Origin of the sequence: Ideonella azotifigens (genome assembly GCF_006519715.1) — a bacterium.
GTDB lineage: Bacteria > Pseudomonadota > Gammaproteobacteria > Burkholderiales > Burkholderiaceae_C > Ideonella > Ideonella azotifigens.
Genome location: NZ_VIDT01000951.1, coordinates 1 through 1,673 on the forward strand (window position 1 = coordinate 1; position 1,673 = coordinate 1,673).

2 protein-coding genes are annotated in these 1,673 nt (G+C 70.2%); one reads left to right on the top strand and one right to left on the bottom strand.

Annotation, left to right across the window (positions count from 1 at the left end):
* Nucleotides 1-142: 142 nt before the first annotated feature.
* On the top strand, nt 143-538 hold the full coding sequence (locus FKP22_RS29540; protein WP_141291774.1) for a thioredoxin family protein: 396 nt from the start codon (nt 143-145) through the stop codon (nt 536-538).
* A 12-nt stretch (nt 539-550) separates the two neighbouring features.
* Here the strand turns inward: FKP22_RS29540 and FKP22_RS29545 are convergent.
* The coding region (locus tag FKP22_RS29545) for a putative bifunctional diguanylate cyclase/phosphodiesterase (protein ID WP_141291776.1) at nt 551-1,673 on the bottom strand (1,123 nt) is incomplete at its 5' end.

A 1,673-nucleotide genomic window follows, 5' to 3' on the forward strand; every position in this document is an offset into this window, starting at 1 on the left:
CGGGTGTTCGCGGTGGTCAGTGCCCTGGTGGCGGTGATGATGTTGGCGCGCGCGCTGAATCCCATGGCGGCCTGAGGTTGCGCAGCTGAACGTCAGAATCCGGGACCCACGATGCGGGTCACCCGCCGGACACGCCTGACAGATGAAGCCCCTCGCGAACCCTGACGCCAGCCCGCCCCTCGTCCTGTGCCTCTGCGCCGCCTGGTGCCGCACCTGCGACGCCTACCTGCCGGTGATGCAGGCCCTCGCCGCGCAACATCCCGGCTGGCGGTTTGGCTGGCTGGACGTGGAGGACCATGCGGACGTGCTGGCAGCCGGCGGTGCGGAGGCGGCGCTGGACATCGAGACCTTTCCGACCGTGCTGCTGGTGTGGCAGGGGCAGGCTCGGTTTCTCGGGCCGCTGGCGCCGCAGGCGGGCGTGCTGACACGGCTGCTGCTGCAGGCGAGTGAGTTGCCGCCGCTGGTGGACACGGCAGCCCAGGCGCTGGCGCGCAATGCCACGGCAATCGCCGCGCAAGGGCTGGCAGCGCTGCCCTGATGCGTCGCCCGCTCAGGCGCTGTGTTCGGCCGGCACCGGCGTGTCGTTGGCGCTGTTGCGCCAGGCTTTGGGCAGCTTGGGGGCCGCGTCGGCACCCAGGTCCTCGACGGGCGCCGTGGCCGGCGGTGAAACCAGCCCAGGCCAGCGGCCGCGCACCCAGTCCACCAGTTCGCCCGACGGCAACGGTTTGCTGATGTGATACCCCTGCGCCTCGTCGCAACCCAGCGCGCTGAGCTGGGCCAGGATGGCCGGGTTCTCGACGCCTTCCGCCACCACGGTGAGCCGGCAGTCGTGCGCCAGGCCGATGATGAAACGCACCATCGAGGCCTTGTCGGCGTTGGTGTCCATGGTGCGCACGAACAGCATGTCGATCTTCAGCTCGTTGACCGGCAGGTCGATCAGCTGGCCCAGCGAGGTGTAGCCGGCGCCGAAGTCGTCGATGGAGAGCTTGTAGCCGCTGGTCTTGAGCGCATGCAGCGTCTGCAGCGCGCGCTGGGGGTCGGAGGCGATCGCGCTTTCGGTGATCTCCAGGCACAGCGCCGAAGGCGGCACGTCGTGGTGGCGCAGGCGGGCGTCGATGCGGGCGACCAGGTCGGCCTTCATCAGGTCGTGCGCCGAAAGGTTGACCGACAGCCGCAATTCCAGGCCCTGCGCGCGGTGCTGGGCCCAGACGCGGGCAGCCTCGTCGACCACCCACAGCGTGAGCTCGTGGATGAAGCCGGTTTCCTCGGCAAACGGGATGAACTGGTTCGGCGGCACCAGGCCGCGCGTGGGGTGCTGCCAGCGCACCAACGCCTCGGCACCGATCAGGCTGCCGTCGGCCAGCCGCAGCTTGGGCTGCAGGAACAGGCGCAGCTCGCCGTGGCGCAGCGCATGGCGAAGCTCGCCCAGCAGCGACAGCGTCTGCGCGCTGCCAGCGTCGATGGAAGGGTCGTACACCAGGCAGCCGGCCATGCGGCGCTTGGCTTCCGTCATTGCCAGCAGCGCCCGGCCCATCAGCTGGTCGGCGTGCTCGGCATGCTCGGGGAAGCAGGCAATGCCGATGCCGGCCGACAGGTCGACCACGCTGTCGTCCAGCTGCACCGGCCGCTCGAAGCTGCGCACCACGCTTTGCGCCACCCATTGGGCGCGGGCC

Bases quoted from the DNA above. Each gene is read 5' to 3' on its own strand.
- FKP22_RS29540 (WP_141291774.1), top strand. From the start codon at position 143: ATGAAGCCCCTCGCGAACCCTGACGCCAGCCCGCCCCTCGTCCTGTGC.